Source organism: Arthrobacter sp. 49Tsu3.1M3 (genome assembly GCF_900168135.1).
Lineage (GTDB): Bacteria > Actinomycetota > Actinomycetes > Actinomycetales > Micrococcaceae > Arthrobacter.
In genome coordinates this window covers 1-15,057 of record NZ_FUZD01000030.1, presented here as the reverse complement: position 1 = coordinate 15,057, position 15,057 = coordinate 1, and the positions used below count along the sequence as shown (strand labels likewise).

14 protein-coding genes are annotated in these 15,057 nt (G+C 65.4%); 5 read left to right on the top strand and 9 right to left on the bottom strand.

Annotation, left to right across the window (positions count from 1 at the left end; genetic code table 11):
• Positions 1-85: 85 nt before the first annotated feature.
• The 4 genes from B5X90_RS19925 to B5X90_RS19910 all read right to left on the bottom strand — a co-directional run bounded on the left by B5X90_RS19925 (position 86) and on the right by B5X90_RS19910 (position 4,983).
• Positions 86-1,414 carry an enolase C-terminal domain-like protein gene (locus B5X90_RS19925; protein WP_143264839.1) on the bottom strand — a complete coding sequence of 443 codons (1,329 nt, stop codon included), beginning with the start codon at positions 1,412-1,414 and terminating at the stop codon, positions 86-88.
• On the bottom strand, positions 1,411-3,042 hold the full coding sequence (locus tag B5X90_RS19920) for an aldehyde dehydrogenase (NADP(+)) (RefSeq protein WP_079555633.1): 1,632 nt from the start codon (positions 3,040-3,042) through the stop codon (positions 1,411-1,413). The genes B5X90_RS19925 and B5X90_RS19920 overlap by 4 nt, the downstream gene beginning before the upstream one ends.
• 11 nt (positions 3,043-3,053) lie before the next feature.
• On the bottom strand, positions 3,054-3,968 hold the full coding sequence (gene kdgD, locus B5X90_RS19915; protein ID WP_079555632.1) for a 5-dehydro-4-deoxyglucarate dehydratase: 915 nt from the start codon (positions 3,966-3,968) through the stop codon (positions 3,054-3,056).
• A 130-nt stretch (positions 3,969-4,098) separates the two neighbouring features.
• Positions 4,099-4,983, bottom strand: a complete 885-nt coding sequence (locus B5X90_RS19910; protein WP_079555631.1) for a LysR family transcriptional regulator — start codon at positions 4,981-4,983, stop codon at positions 4,099-4,101.
• A 142-nt stretch (positions 4,984-5,125) separates the two neighbouring features.
• Between B5X90_RS19910 and B5X90_RS19905 the strand changes: the two genes are divergently transcribed.
• From B5X90_RS19905 to cls, 5 genes are all read left to right on the top strand, one after another.
• The gene (locus tag B5X90_RS19905; RefSeq protein ID WP_079555630.1) at positions 5,126-6,127 is read left to right on the top strand and encodes a Bug family tripartite tricarboxylate transporter substrate binding protein; all 1,002 of its coding nucleotides are present in this window, start codon (positions 5,126-5,128) and stop codon (positions 6,125-6,127) included.
• Positions 6,128-6,132: 5 nt separating this feature from the next.
• On the top strand, positions 6,133-6,720 hold the full coding sequence (locus B5X90_RS19900; RefSeq protein WP_256860357.1) for a tripartite tricarboxylate transporter TctB family protein: 588 nt from the start codon (positions 6,133-6,135) through the stop codon (positions 6,718-6,720).
• 9 nt (positions 6,721-6,729) lie between these two features.
• Positions 6,730-8,262: a tripartite tricarboxylate transporter permease gene (locus B5X90_RS19895; protein WP_079555628.1), complete on the top strand. Its 1,533-nt coding sequence runs from the start codon at positions 6,730-6,732 to the stop codon at positions 8,260-8,262.
• On the top strand, positions 8,259-8,663 hold the full coding sequence (locus B5X90_RS19890; protein ID WP_018773269.1) for a universal stress protein: 405 nt from the start codon (positions 8,259-8,261) through the stop codon (positions 8,661-8,663). The genes B5X90_RS19895 and B5X90_RS19890 overlap by 4 nt, the downstream gene beginning before the upstream one ends.
• Positions 8,664-9,078: 415 nt before the next feature.
• Positions 9,079-10,545, top strand: a complete 1,467-nt coding sequence (gene cls, locus B5X90_RS19885) for a cardiolipin synthase (RefSeq protein WP_079555627.1) — start codon at positions 9,079-9,081, stop codon at positions 10,543-10,545.
• A 93-nt stretch (positions 10,546-10,638) separates the two neighbouring features.
• Here cls and B5X90_RS21445 read toward each other — a convergent pair whose 3' ends face one another.
• The 5 genes from B5X90_RS21445 to B5X90_RS19860 all read right to left on the bottom strand — a co-directional run.
• On the bottom strand, positions 10,639-11,325 hold the full coding sequence (locus B5X90_RS21445) for a TM2 domain-containing protein (protein ID WP_256860356.1): 687 nt from the start codon (positions 11,323-11,325) through the stop codon (positions 10,639-10,641).
• A 168-nt stretch (positions 11,326-11,493) separates the two neighbouring features.
• Positions 11,494-12,819 carry a wax ester/triacylglycerol synthase domain-containing protein gene (locus tag B5X90_RS19875; RefSeq protein WP_179129248.1) on the bottom strand — a complete coding sequence of 442 codons (1,326 nt, stop codon included), beginning with the start codon at positions 12,817-12,819 and terminating at the stop codon, positions 11,494-11,496.
• A 294-nt stretch (positions 12,820-13,113) separates the two neighbouring features.
• Positions 13,114-13,662 carry a hypothetical protein gene (locus B5X90_RS19870; protein ID WP_079555625.1) on the bottom strand — a complete coding sequence of 183 codons (549 nt, stop codon included), beginning with the start codon at positions 13,660-13,662 and terminating at the stop codon, positions 13,114-13,116.
• Positions 13,663-13,664: 2 nt separating this feature from the next.
• Positions 13,665-14,222, bottom strand: coding sequence for a hypothetical protein (locus B5X90_RS19865; protein ID WP_079555624.1), 558 nt, complete (start codon positions 14,220-14,222; stop codon positions 13,665-13,667).
• A 131-nt stretch (positions 14,223-14,353) separates the two neighbouring features.
• Positions 14,354-15,057, bottom strand: a 704-nt coding sequence (locus B5X90_RS19860) for a penicillin-binding transpeptidase domain-containing protein (RefSeq protein ID WP_256860355.1), incomplete at its 5' end; no start/stop codon positions are given.

The window sequence follows — 15,057 nt, the reverse complement described above, 5'->3', positions numbered from 1 at the left end:
CTAATAATCTGTGTACGCGTGGCTCTGCACGGCCGTGCCTCTTGTTGAGGACGAGGCCCGGCCGTGCAGACGGAATGGTTGCTTTCTACCGCACGAGGCAGGGCCGCTTGGGATCGAAGGACCAGCCGTCAATGTAGTACTGCATGCCGATGCTGTCGTCGCGGGCGTCCAAGCCGTGTTCCAGGTACAGCTGGTGTGCCTTGTCCAGGGCGTCGCGGTCCAGCTCGATTCCGAGGCCCGGAGCGTCCGGAACCCTGATCGCACCGTCCTTGATCTGCAGTGGGTCCTTGGTGAGCCCCTGGCCGTCCTGCCAGATCCAGTGCGTGTCCAGCGCCGTAATCTCGCCCGGGGCGGCGGCCCCGGTGTGGGTGAACATGGCGAGCGAGATGTCGAAGTGGTTGTTCGAGTGCGATCCCCAGGTCAGGCCGAATTCGGCGCACATCTGGGCCACCCGGACGGAACCGTGCATGGTCCAGAAATGCGGGTCCGCGAGGGGGATGTCCACGGCGTTGCTGCGGATGGCATGGGACATTTCCCGCCAGTCCGTCGCGATCATGTTCGTCGCGGTCTTAAGCCCGGTGGCGCGGCGGAATTCGGCCATGACCTCGCGTCCGGAGAAGCGGCCCTCCGCACCGCAGGGGTCTTCGGCGTAGGCCACAATGCCCTGCATGCGTTTGCCCAGCCGGATGGCCTCCTCCAGGAGCCAGGCGCCGTTGGGATCAAGGGTGATCCGGGCTTCCGGGAAACGCCTGGCCAAGGCCGTCACCACATCCACCTCGGCGTCGCCGGAGAGCACGCCGCCCTTGAGCTTGAAGTCGCTGAATCCGTAGCGTTCCTGGGCGGCCTCGGCCAGTGCCACCACGGCGTCCGGTGCCATGGCCTCGTGCCGGCGGAGCTTTTCCCACCGGTCCGCCGGCGCGTTCTCCACCAGGTACGGCAAATCCGTTCGGCCGGGGTCGCCGATGAAGAACAGATAACCGAGCATGGGGACCGAGCTGCGCTGCTGGCCGTCGCCGAGCAGTTCCGCGACGGGGACGCCGAGGAACTGACCGTGCAGGTCAAGGAGGGCGGATTCGATCGCGGTGACGGCATGGACGGTGGTGCGCAGGTCAAAGGTCTGCAGGCCGCGGCCGCCGGCGTCGCGGTCGGCGAACTTCGCCGCGACGTCCCGGAGCAGGGAGCGGTAGCGGGCCACCGGCTGGCCGGCCAGGAAGGTGCCGGCCTCCTCGATGGTGGCGCGGATCTTTTCCCCGCCCGGCACTTCGCCGAGTCCCGTGCGGCCATTCGAATCGGTGATGAGAACGATGTTGCGGGTGAAGAACGGGCCGTGCGCACCGCTGAGGTTCATCAGCATGCTGTCGTGCCCGGCAACGGGGACCACTTCAACGTGGGTAATGGTGGGCTGCGTCCTCACGCGTTGACCTCTGCTTTCTCTATTGCCGTCTGTTGTGCCGCCGGGACGTGAACGACGCCGTCGATCCGGCGGCTTAGCCGCCACGGGTTGGGGTCCTGCAGCGGCGCCGGGAGCAGTTCCTGTGGCAGGTTCTGGTAGGCGACGGGGCGCAGGAACCGGTTGATTGCCAATGTACCCACGGAGGTGGTCCGGGTGTCGGAGGTGGCCGGGAACGGGCCGCCGTGCACCATGGCGTGGCCAACTTCGACGCCGGTCGGCCAGCCATTGACGATGATCCGGCCGACCTTCTGCTCCAGGGCCGGGATGAGGGGGGCAGCGGCGCGGTAGTCCGATTCGGTGAGCTGCAGGGAGGCCGTGAGCTGGCCTTCGAGCCGGCGGGCGGCGTCAACGAGCTCCCCGGCGGTGGCGTAGCGGATCATCAGGCTGGCGGCGCCAAAGACTTCCTGGTGCAGGACGGGGTTGGCCACGAACTCGGCGACGGACGTGCCGAAGATGGCCGGGGCCGGGGCGTTGTTCGTCGTCCCGTCGGCGCCCTGGCCGACGACGCTGACGTTCCCGGCGGAACCCAGGGCCTCGGCTCCGGCGTGCCAGGACCCGGCGATGCCTTCGGTCAGCATGGTCTGCCCGGCGCAGGAGGACACGGCCCGGCCGACGGCGGCGGCAAAGGCGTCGCCAGCCGGGCCGGCGGGGGCGAACAGGAGGCCGGGGGAGGTGCACAGCTGCCCGGAGCTGCCGGTGACGGCGGCAACGTACTGCTGCGCCAAGGCGCCGATTTCACCGGCGCTGCCGGCGAGGGCGCCGGGGAAGACGAAGACCGGGTTGAGCGAGGACATTTCCGCGTAGACGGGAATGGGTTCGGGCCGGGCGGCGGCGGTGCGCATCAGCGCGATGCCGGCGGACTGCGATCCGGTGAAGCCGACGGCCTTGATGGCCGGATCGGCGACGAGCGCCTGGCCGATGCTGCTGCCCGGACCGTAGATCAGCGAGAACACGCCCGGGTGCAGCCCGGTGTCGCGGACGGCCTTGGCGATGGCCTGGCCGACGAGTTCGCCGGTGCCCGGATGCGCATTGTGGGCCTTGAAGACCACGGGGCAGCCGGCGGCGAGGGCGGAGGCGGTGTCGCCGCCTGCCGTCGAGAAGGCCAGCGGGAAGTTGCTCGCACCAAAAACGGCGACGGGACCCAGCGGGATCTGCCGCTGGCGGATGTCGGCGCGGGGGAGCGGATTGCGCTCCGGCAGCGCCGGGTCGATCCGGACACCGCGGAAGTCGCCCTGGCGGACGACGCCGGCGAAGAGCCGGAGCTGGCCGGTGGTGCGTGCCCGCTCGCCCTGGAGCCTTGCGGCCGGCAGTCCGGTCTCCTGGCCCGCTCGGGTGATGAGTTCCTCACCGATCGCCTCGATGTTCCCGGCAATGGCCTCGAGGAACCGGGCGTGGGTTTCCGGGTGGAGCGTGCTGAAGGAGGGATAGGCCGCGGCGGCCGCAGCGGTGGCGTCCTTCAGCTGTTCCTCGGTGAGCAGCGTATAGCCGGGTTCGAGCCGTTCGTTCGTGGCGGGATTGAAGGCGTGCGCCGTCGTGCCGTCCCCGGCGACGGCCTGGCCGGCAATGAGTGAGCGTCCGGTGAGTGTCACGGTGCGTCCTCCTAGGAAACGGTGGCGATAAGGGACTTGAGGTCTGCGAGGTCCTGGGGCGCCAGGTTCTGCAGTGGTGGGCGGACCCCGCCGGCGGAGCGGCCAATCGCGTCGAGTCCGCCCTTGACGATCGAGACGGAGTAGCCCTTCACCCGGTCGCGGATGTCCAGGTAGGGGATCACAAACTCGTTCAGCTTCCGGTTGACGGCGACCCGGTCGTGGTTGCGGACATCCTGGTAGAAGTCCAGCGCAAACTGGGGCACGAAGTTGTACATGGCGCTGGAATAGGTGCTCATGCCCAGCTGCAGCAGCGGGAGGGCGAACGTCTCGGCCGTGGGGAGGCCGCCGAGGTAGAACAGGCGGTCGCCGAGCTTGGCGTAGACGCGCGCGTCGTGTTCGAGGTCTCCGACTCCGTCCTTGAAGCCGATCAGGTTCGGGTGGCGGTCGGCCAGGGTGGCGACCGTGGTGTCCTTGTAAATCGCGTTCGCACGGTTGTAGATGATGACCCCGAGGGAGGTGGACCGGCAGATGGCGCTGACGTGGTCGATCAGGCCGCCCTGGTCTGCTTCGGTCAGGTAGGGCGGGAGCAGCAGGATGCCGTCGGCACCGGCGGCCTCGGCGGCGCGGGCGTTTTCGATGGCCTGGGCGGTAGAGCCGCCGGCGGACGCCAGTACCGGGACGATGCTGCCGACTTCCCCGACGGCGGCGCGGACGACGCGCTCGGACTCGGCCGGGGTCAGCGAGAAGCCCTCCCCGGTTCCGCCGGCCGCGAAGAGTCCGGCGACCGGGAAGCTGGCCTGCCAGGCGAGGTGTTTGCGGTAGTTCTCTTCGTCGAACTGGAGCTCGGCATCGAACGAGGTGACGGGGAAGGAGAGCAGGCCGTCTTTGAGGACGCTTGCCAGTTCCTGGGGTGTGTATTTTGCCACGGTATGGTCCTTGCGGGTATGCGCCGAGTTGGCGGGGAAGTGCGGTTCCCCTTCACCCTAGGTTTGGCGCCTCATGCCTGTCCAAGTGCATTATTGAATGCATTGATACCTTCAGTGCATTGCCGTGGTCTCAGTCCAGCTGGAAGTCCAGGCTGCCGAGAAGCCGCGACAGGGCGGGATTGCTCACTTTCCGGCTCCAGATGGCATGGAGCTCAACGGGCTCGCCGTGACTGCTGGCCAGCGGGAGGAATTCAACCCCCTGGATCCCGAGTGCTGTGGCGGACCGGGGCACGAAGGCGACGCCGCGTTTGGCGGCCACCAGCGAGACCATGGTCAGGATCTGGCTGACGGTATGGACGACGTTCCCGTGCTGCACCGGCAGCATGCGGATCACGAGGTCGTAGAAGTACCGGGCCTGCAGCGGCGAATGCATGATGAGGGCCTCGTCCTTGAGCTCCTCGTTCCCAACCATTCCGCCGCGGCGGGCCAGACGGTGGCCGGCCGGGACTGCCAGCATCATGGATTCGCGGTACAGAAGCCGTGAATCGAAAACGTCCTTGTCGAACGGCGGGCGTGCCAGCCCCAGGTCCAGTTCTCCCGTTTCCAGCGCCTGGATCTGTTCGCCGGTCACCAGTTCCTGCAGGTCGACGTCGACGTCGGGGAGAATCGCCGAAATCTCCTCCAGCAGTGGCCCCAGGATGCTGAACCCGCTGGCTGCGGTGAAGCCGATTCGCAGCAGGCCGGAGCGGCCCGACGCGATCCGGCGGGCGGTGACCGGCGCCCGTTCCGCGAGGGCCAGCAGGCGCCTGGCCTCGTCCAGGAAGGCGGTACCGGCCGGGGTCAGCTGGACCCTCCGGTTGTCCCGTTCCAGCAGTTCGGCGCCCACGGTCTTCTCCAGCTTCTGGATCTGCCGGCTCAGCGGGGGCTGGGTCATGTTCAGCCGTTCCGCGGCGCGGCCGAAGTGGAGTTCTTCGGCCACCGCGATGAATCCGGCCAACTGGTCAAACGTAAACATGATGCCTTCCCGGTATCACTCGATGCATATTTGGGCTTAGACATGCATCATAGCCCCTCCCTACACTCGACACAGCGAACCGGCAGTGACGCGGTTCACATGCTTCCGGGGCGCTGGCCCTGACCATCAATGAGGAGTTTCAATGATGCACTTCCCTTCGCGCCGCACCGTACTTGGGGCGGCCTCCGCCGTCACGCTCTTGGCGCTGACGGCCTGCGGCAATGTTGCCGGCGGCAGTTCCGATTCTTCAAAATATCCGAACGGGCCTGTAAACCTCACCGTGGGCCAGGCCGCCGGTGGTAGCACCGACCTGATTGCCCGCGCCATCTCCGAGGGCGCGTCCAAGTCCCTCGGCGCCCCGATGCCTGTGGTGAACAAGCCTGGAGCGAACGGGGCCCTGGCGACCAAGGAAGTGGCCGGCAAACCTGCCGACGGCCAGAACCTCCTGCTGGTCACGGCCTCCCTTGTCACGATCACCCCGCTTGCGGTCACCGCGGATGAGGCCGTCAACATCGACGATCTCGACATCATCGCCGGCCTGTCCCAGGACGACTACGTGCTGGTCGCCAGCAAGGCCTCCGGCTTCAACAGCATCAAGGACCTGACTGGGGCCGGGCGCAACATCACCTTCGGCACCACCGGCGTGGGTACCGGCAGCCAGTTGGCACAGACCGTCCTCTTCAAGCAAGCCGGCGTCAAGGGCACCGATGTTCCGTTCGACAGCGGCAAGCCTGCCCTCACCGCCGTCCTTGGCAATCAGGTCGAAGTGTCCACTATCCAGCTTGGCGAGGCCATGCCGCAGATCCAGGCCGGGAAGGTAGCGCCGCTGCTCGTCTTCTCGGAGGAGCGGAACTCGTTCCTCCCGGAGGTGCCCACGGCCAAGGAGTCCGGTTACGACGTTCCCGTGGCGCAGTATCGCGCTGTCGCCGCTCCCAAGGGGACACCCAAGCACGTAAAGGACAAGCTGCTCGCTGCCATCCAGGAGACCTTCAAGTCCGATTCGTACAAGGAATTCAACAAAAAGAACATGCTGACGCCGAAAGAAATCTCCGGCGAGGAAGTCGTCACCCAGTGGAAGGACTACGCCGCCAAGTACAAGTCGCTGGTGGAGAAGTACGACATCAGCCTCAGCGGGACGAAGTGATCCAAGTGACGATAACCCCTGCAGTGCCCGCCGGAGGGGGACGCCACCCGGCCGCCCCCACCGGCGGGGACGCCCCCGACACTCCTGCCGACGACAATCTGGAGGACCTGACGCCGGAGCAGCTCGCCGCGCAGTGGGAGGACGAAAAGCCTCCCGCCGCCGGGGCGCTCGCCAACACGGCGTCCTCCCTTGTGGTCCTCGGCGTCGGCGCCGGCGCCCTGGTCTTGTCCGTTGTGATGGGCCTGGGGACTCCGGCAGCCCCGCAGCCTGGGCTATGGCCGTTCATGATCAGCTGCGTCATGGTGGTCCTGGGACTCTTCCAGTTGATCATCGGACGGCACAACCGGGACGCGGAGAAGTTCACCCGCATGTCCCTGGCACCCCTCACCGGGCTCGTCACCCTCGCCGCCATGGTGGCGCTGATGCCCGTCATCGGTTTTGAACTTCCCGCCCTGGTCCTATGCGTCATCTGGATGCGCTTTTTGGGCGGCGAAACGTGGCGCTCCACCGTGCTGGTGAGCGCGATCGTCGTGGCGGCGTTCTATGCCATCTTCGTCCTGGCGCTCAACACCTCCATTCCCCACCTCTTCTAGGAGAACCCCGTGGATTTTCTAAATCCCGTGATCAACGGATTCGCCGTTGTCCTGGAGCCGAGCAACCTCCTGTACTGCCTGATCGGCGTCGTCATCGGCATGTTGATCGGTGTCCTGCCCGGCCTGGGGCCGGCGGCAACCATCGCCATCCTGCTGCCGCTGACCTACAACGTGGAACCCGTCACCGCCATCATCATGCTCGCGGGAATCTTCTACGGGGCACAGTACGGCGGCACCATTACCTCCGTGCTCCTCCGGCTTCCCGGCGAAGCATCCTCAGTGGTGACAGTCTTCGACGGCTACCAGATGGCCAAACAGGGCAAGGCCGGCACCGCACTCGGCCTGGCGTCCATCGGCTCGTTCATCGGCGGAACCGCCTCGATCATCGGCCTGACCTTCCTGGCCCCCGTCGTGGCGAGCTTTGCCCTCGACTTCGGCCCGGCAGAATATTCGGCCCTCGCACTGCTCGGCATCCTGTTGGTGGCCACCATCAGCAACGGCGCCAAGACCAAGGCACTCATCGCCGCCGCCGTCGGACTGCTGCTGGCAACGATCGGCCGGGACATCTTCACCGGCGAAAGCCGCTTCACCTTCGGCAACCTGGAGTTGGCCGACGGAATCGACTTTGTACCGATCGCCATGGGCGTCTTCGGCCTGGGTGAAATCCTCTACAACCTCGAGGAGCGGCACCGGGCCGCCAAGGCGCCGTCCAAGGTCACGAACGTCTGGCCTTCACGCACGGACCTCAAGCAGGCCTCCGGCGCGATCACCCGCGGCTCGGTCCTGGGGTTCTTCCTCGGGATTCTGCCCGGCGGGGGCGCCACCATCGCATCGATGGCCTCCTATGCAATGGAGAAGAAGCGCGCAAAGCAGCCGGAACGATTCGGTAAGGGGGCGCCCGAAGGCGTCGCCGGGCCGGAAACGGCAAACAACGCCGCGGCAACGTCATCGTTCATTCCGCTGCTGACCCTCGGAATCCCGGCCAACGCCACCATGGCGCTGATGTTCGGTGCCTTGCTGATCCAGGGCGTGACACCGGGGCCGCAACTGGTGGAGCAGGACCCCGAGCTGTTCTGGGGCGTCGTCAACTCCATGTATATCGGCAACATCCTCCTGCTGATCATGAGCCTGCCGCTCGTGGGAATCTTCGTAAAGATCCTCCGCGTCCGGGCCGCGATCCTGGCCCCGGTCACCGCGCTCATCACACTGCTCGGCGCGTACACCATCAACAACAGCATGTTCGATGTGACGCTCGTCGTGGTGTTTGGGATCGTCGGATACCTGATGAAGAAGTTCGGCTTTGAACCCGGGCCGCTGGTCCTGGCCTTCGTCCTCGGATCCCTGCTGGAGAGCTCGCTGCGCCGTTCACTTCTCGTGTTCGGCGGCGACCCCACGGGCTTCCTCACCCGCCCCATCTCCGCGACGCTGCTCATCGTGTTCGTCCTGGTGGCGGTGCTTCCGGGCATCCGGACCGTGCTGGCCAAACGGAAGACAGTGCCAGTCGGACAACCCGTCATCACGAAAATCAAGGAGAAGGTATGAGCATCATCGTCGGTTTCGTCCCCACCCCGGCAGGGGAAGCCGCGCTGACCGCCGGCATCGCCGAAGCCGTGCTCCGGAAGGAAGACCTGGTCATCGTCAACTCGGCCCGCGAAGGCGCCCTGGTGGACAAGTCGGTGGCCGCGTCCGACATCCTGGAGCAGGCCGGTCGCCGGGCCACGGAGGCCGGCATCAGGGCCACGGTGATCCAACCGCCGTACCGTGAGGACCTCGCCGATGAATTCCTTGACGTCGCCCGCGAGGTGAACGCCTCCCTTATTGTTATTGGCCTGCGGCACCGCTCACAGGTCGGCAAATTCATCCTGGGCAGCCACGCCCAGCGCATCCTCATGCAGGCCGACCGGCCCGTCCTTGCCGTGAAGGCGGACGGAGCCCTCTCCTAGAAAGCTCTCGCTACTCTCAAACAGTGGACGGGCCGGACCCCTATGCGGGGTCCGGCCCGTTTGCTTGAGCGCGGGCGCAGCCACGGGACCATTCCAAAAGTCCTGCACCTCGCGAGAAGGGCGGGAACCTGGCGGGAATGCAGGCCCAGCTGGTCGAACACGACTCGCAACTCGCGCTAGGCATTTCCGGAATTTCACCCGCCGCGGGTGAGGCCCATGCCGGGCCTGATGCAAACAATGGTCATACCCGCCATAGGCAGGGCTGAGGGACAGGGCCGTCCCGGAAACGAGAACGCATCTTTGAGAGCAGGAAAAACAAATGAGTTTCCGGGAAAACTATTGGGATATTTTGACGGAACCAAGAGCCAGGTGCTGGTCGGACGGCGTTCGCGCCTTGAAGTACGTTTAGGCAGCCGTGCGCGGATTCTTCCAGGACGCCGAATCGTTTACCTTGCTCCTGCTGGCGGCCCACATACTGCTCGTGACCGTCGCAGCTGTCCTGGTGTCGATGAATCGCCGCCCATCCTCTGCCATTGCCTGGGTGCTCGCCATAGTTTTCATACCGATCCTTGGTGCCGTCGCGTATTTCTTTGTTGGTTACTCGAAACTGCCCAAGGCACGCAGGGAAAAGCAGCGCGAAGTCAACGCTCTTGTGTTGGCGCGGACTGAAGGCAGCCCGCTCGTTAGCCGCGGGCTTGATTGGCCGGATTGGCTGCATTCGGCCGTGGTGCTGAACAGCAACCTCGGGGCGCTCCCTATGGTCGCCAATAACAGTGCGACCCTGTTGGGCGACTACAACGGAGCTTTCGATGCCATGATCGCTGACATTGATTCGGCCACGAGTTATGTCCACGTTGAGTTTTACATCCTGGTTTTGGACGCAACCACAGAGCCGTATTTTCAGGCGCTGGCCCGGGCGCGACGACGCGGCGTTGACGTGCGGGTTCTGTCCGATCATCTGGCTGGCCTGAAGTTCCCCGGCCGGAAAGAAACCTTGGAGTTCCTCCAGGAGATAGGGGCGGAGTATCGCCCCATGCTGCCGGTGCGGCCGTGGCGTGGCGAATGGCAGAGGCCAGACCTGCGCAATCACCGGAAGATCTGCGTCGTCGATGGCCGCGTGGGATTCACGGGGTCCCAGAACGTCATCGACGCGAGCTACGACACGAAGGCCAACCTGAAGCGCGGGCTCCAGTGGCACGAGTTGATGATGCGCGTTGAGGGACCTGTGGTCCGGGAGCTGGATGCGGTGTTCGCGACGGACTGGTACAGCGAAACGGATGTGATACTGCCCCTGGATTCCAGCGCCATAGGCGTCAGCCATCATTCTGCGCTCGTCGACGCACAGGTCCTGCCCAGTGGCCCCAGCTTCGACAACGACAACAATTTGAAGCTCTACGCGACGCTTATCCACAAAGCTGAGCGTCGCGTCAGCATCGCCAGTCCATACTTTGTCCCGGACGAATCCATCCTGATGGCCATTGTCACGGCAGCCGGGCGGGGGCTAAGCGTCGAGCTCTTTGTTTCCGAGGTGGGGGACCAGAGCATGGTCTATCACGCTCAGCGTTCGTACTACGAAGCACTGCTTCGCGCGGGCGTCAGGATTTATCTTTACCGGTCGCCCAAGGTGCTGCACTCCAAGCACTTCACCATCGATGAGGAGGTTGCGGTGATTGGGTCCAGCAACATGGATGTGCGTTCCTTCAGCCTCAACATGGAGGTATCGGTACTTGTACACGGGCGCGATTTTGTTGACGCAATTCGCGGGATCGAAGACGGGTACCGCGTGGAAAGCCGCGAGCTGGAGCTCGAGGACTGGATCCGGCGGCCCATAGCCCAAAAAGTATTCGACAACCTGGCGCGCCTGACCGCGGCCCTTCAATAGGGAAGAGGTTCAGAGCCGACGGTCAGGTCCGGTTCCTTCCCCTGTCGTCCCCCTGTCGTCGTAGCCCGGGGGGTGTGGCGGCGCACTGTGACGCTAGCCGGGGAGCCTGTATTCCTGGGCCGTGAGGTGCCAGAGGGTTCCGGTGGTGCTGACGATCAGTGTGTAGGTCCCCGGGGCCAGGCTGATGCCGATCGCCCCGGCGCCGGCCTTGGCCAGGGACAGCACGGTGAGGGCCGGTCCTTTCACAGGCTGGAGATAGGCGACGGCTGCCCCGGTGAAGGTGTACTCGATGTGGAGCCTGCCGGTCAGGGTCACGAGCGGGCCCGGGGGTTTCGTGGCGGAGGCCTCCGCGACGGTGACCCATTCCTTCGCCGGGGGCGGCGGGGCCGGATGCAGCAGTGCGTTCATCGCGGCAACTGTGGCGGTGACAGTACCGGTGACGGGGGCGGCGCTGACGCAGACCACCGCGCCGGCGAGGGTGATGACCAGGACAGTCGAGGCCAGGCGCAGGCCGCGGCGCAGGGAGTTGGTCCCGGCCAACGGCATGGATGCCCCGTCGGTGGCGTATTCATTGGTAATCCGGAGCAGGTCAATGAGCCACCAGAGGCCGGCACCGCCCAGGGTCAACAGCTTCAGGGTGCCGGTTACCGGTTTGTGGAGGTAGAACCTGTCGGCGCCGGCGAAGCCCAGGAACAATGCCAGCAGCCACGCTGTGCGCAGCGAACGCATCGGCGGCAGGTCACCGTCGAAGACAAGCCCGTACTGCTCGGTCGGGGGCACATCCCGATTCTGGAACAGCCGCGTCCGGATGTCCACGGTCATCCGGTGTGCGCTTGCGACCTGCACTGGCCCCGGGCCCGGACCCCGACAGCTAACGGTCGGTCCCGCGCTGGGACACTCCAGGCCCAGATCTGCAGCAGGGCGCCGGGGACATTCGTGGGCCAAAGCTCAGGAACGCCGAGTCGCCACCAGAGCTTCCAGTGCGTCGGATAGCTCGTCACGCAGTCGTATCAGGTCCGGGCACGCCTCGGGATCGGCGATTGTGGTGATGGTCAGCGCCCCGGCGTAGGAGAGGACTGCAAAGGCAACGGTTACGTTGCCGCTGATCGCTCCGAGGGGAATGATCCCGGTCACCGGCCTGCCCGCGATCGCCAGGGCCCGTTCGGGCCCCCGCAAGTTAGTGACGAATGTATGGACCAGGTGTTGGTGGTCTATGACGAAGCGGTAGGCGCCAAGGTGCGCCGCGGCCCGGGAGATGGGGCCGATGATTGCAGTGGAGGCCCCGGGAGGCCGCTGCTTGACACTCCTCATTGTTGCGGCAACAGTTGCCACCCGTCCCTTGGCCGGACCGACCGCGGGAACGGTCACCGGGATGATCCCGCTCCGGTTCCCCAGGTAGGTGATTGTCGTGTTGCGGCGTGCCGAAAACAGCACGGAGATGACGAACTCTTCGACGTCTTCGCCCCGTGCCAGCAGCAGGCGGTGCAGGGCCGTCGCGACGGAGGTGAGGATGAGATCGTTGACAGTCGCTCCCTGCAGGTGCGCGGCGGTCCTGACTGCCTCCACGTCGCAGCGGAGGACGGCAAGCGTCCGCTGCGGACCTGTCGGGCGGTTGAGTGAGGTGCGGGCAGCCCGGGGTTTGCCCGTCTGCCGCAGTTCGGAGGCACCGGCGGCTGCGGTCCGCAGTGCGGCCGGCAGTCTGGCCAGTGCGTTGATTCGGCTCCTTGCAGCATCAATGGCCAGGTGCAGCGCCGAGTACGTAATCTCTGGCTCCCGGCGACCATCCCATCCGTCCTCCGCGGCGGCCAGGGCCTCCAGGACGGCGAGACCTCCAATTCCGTCTGTGAGGACATGATGAAAGACGAAAACAAGCGCTGACTGCTCCGGGCTCACGCCGGTGATGAGCTTGGCTGACCAGAGAGGACGGTCGCGGGACAGCGGCGCTGCGAGCATTTCGGCTGCAATGCTGAGCACGGCTTCCTCGCCGCCGGCCGGACAGGCGATCACGCCCAGGTGGTGTGCTGGATCAAAGCCGGAATCCTCCGCCCAAATGGGCCGCCCGCAGCCGAAGGGGACGGAGACCAGCCGTTGACGCAGCCGGGGGACGGCGCCGAGCCGAAGCGCCAGTGATTCCTGGAGGTTAACCGGATCGTCGCCGCTTTCCGCGCTGAGCATGAGGATGGCCCCGACTTGCATTGGCGCCGAACCAATATCGGCGTCCAGTGACATCATGTCCTCGGCACTCACCCGGTCAACATGTTGAATTGGCGTCATTTGTGGCCCCCGGAACCAAGTCGCTGAATTCCCTGGGCTCCATGGTGGGAAGAAGACAGGGACGCACACCGGCACCTGGCATGCCCGGGCAGGCTGGCGGGCGGCGGGGCCGGCCTTGAAACCCGCGAGTTGCGGAGCAGGCATCGCCTGCCGCCCGACGTGGTCGTCATGTCCTCACTGTTGGGTCTTTGGTGCCCGGACGCTAGGGCAGAACGTCCCACTCGACCGCCATGGCCGGGCGGCCACCAGCGGGGCTGAATGATGTGGAGCAACGACGGCGGCACGTTCCCGCCGCTAGGACGCCTTCGCGCTGGTGGTACCGGGGCCGGCGTTGACTGCTGCCGCCACCAGGCGGTCGAAGCTGGCGGTTCCGTTCTCCGGAGGCACAACCGTGAAGACCGCAACCCATTTCCCGGGGGCATGTTTTTCCAGTGTTGACGCCCGGGCCACATGCAGGTTCAGCCCGGGTACGCCGCTGACAAGGAGCGGAAGCTGCTCGCCGGTCTTGGTCATGTGCCGGAATTGCCTGACCGACAATTGGTCACCCGGGCTGCTCGTGACCTCGGCGAGGGTGTCATTGATCCTCTTAGTCAGCCCCCGCAGGAAGCGCTGCTGGGCCATGACGGTGCGCACCGTCAGAAGCGCGGCGAAGAAGAGGGTGAACAAAACCAGGGCACCGAAGCTTCTGAGGAAGGGCAGAAAGATCATCAGGAACAGGCACAGGATCAGCCCCAAAATACTCGACATGATGAACTTGAAGACGGGGTTTTCGCCCGGTTTCTTTGACCAGCGAACGAGGGCGACGATGTCCTTCCGGGGCTGATCGCGCCGTGAAATTTCCATGATTAGTACCCCTTCACTTCCATGAGCGCTTCGGCCAGGATGATTGCCTCGCGGGCTTCCTTGAGATCGCCCAGCAACCCCATATCGGGAATGGCTCCTGTGGCCGCGGTGGAGCCGGCGATTTCGGAAAAGATGCTGCTCAACTTTTCGCGGTCCTGTGACAGCATCCGGGACGACGTCAGCTTAATTCTGCTCAGCTCAAGCTCCAGCAGTGACTTGTCGATGGCCTCACGGCGCCCTTGCATGACCGCCAGCTTCTCGGTGACACGCTGGACACGGCCGCGGAGCATTGATTCCATCTTTCCTGCCACGACGTGGAGCTCGCACAGCGCGGTGTAGGACTGCGGGGACCCGGAGTGAACGGCGAGCTGCTCACTGACGTAATGGCGCCGTCGTTCCCATTTCCGGACGGCGGACTCAGATGGTCCCAAGAGAAGGGAAACGGCTGCCAGTGCTTTGTCCAGCGACGCGGCCCGGGTGCTCAGGCTGCTGGTGGCGGCGTCCAGCCTCGACAGGAACGCATCGTAATTGTCGTGGGGCTGGGCGCTATCGGGATTCATGAGCCACCCGCGCGCGGTGGCGCGATTCCCCTCGCCGGAAAATTGGCCCCGTCTCCCATGGCAAGAGGATAGAGGCTCCAAGCCCGATGGCATAGAGTGCGCTTTTGGATCCAGAGCATTTCGGGCCAGTGTCAGCGGCACAACGCACCATTGACACCGGGGAAGCACGGCGTGCGGGTCGTAGGAGGCGTGCGGCTCGCGAAGGGCGACCGGGTCATGGACTCCGGCGGCGCCGGGAAGGGGGCGGTGGGGTAGTAACGGGCGACCGCCAGCATGTAGTTCGCCCACTGCGGGCCGGCGAGCATGTATCCGTCGATGGCCTTGTAGAACTTGCCGTTGACGGTGATGTTCTGTCCGGGCCGCTTCTGGCCCTCCAGGGCGTCGCCGAAGAAGGAGGCCGTCGCGAGGCCGCTTGTGTAGCCCACGACCCAGGTGGCGCCGTTGGTGTTGGACGTGCCTGTCTTGGCCGCGACGGGGAACCGCTCCTGGACCTTGGGCTTGATGTAAACGCCGGACCCGCGTTTGAGCACGTCCTGCAGCACGGCGTTCACCCCGCGGGCGACCTCGGGTTTGATCGCCTTGTGACAGGAGCTGGTCTCGGCCGGCAGTTTCTGTCCCGCCGCGTCGTTCACTGCCGAAATGGCAATCGGCGTGCAGTAGGTTCCGTCGTTGGCGAAGGTGGCAAACGCGTTGGCCAGATGGAGAGGCGCCACGCCGATGGCGCCCAGCAGATTGCCCAGCTGGTGCATGTTGATTTGGGCGTTGTCCACGCCGCTGTGGAGCCCGGCGGCATCGACCATCTTCTGGATGCCGCAGAAGTCGAGTTGCGCGGCCT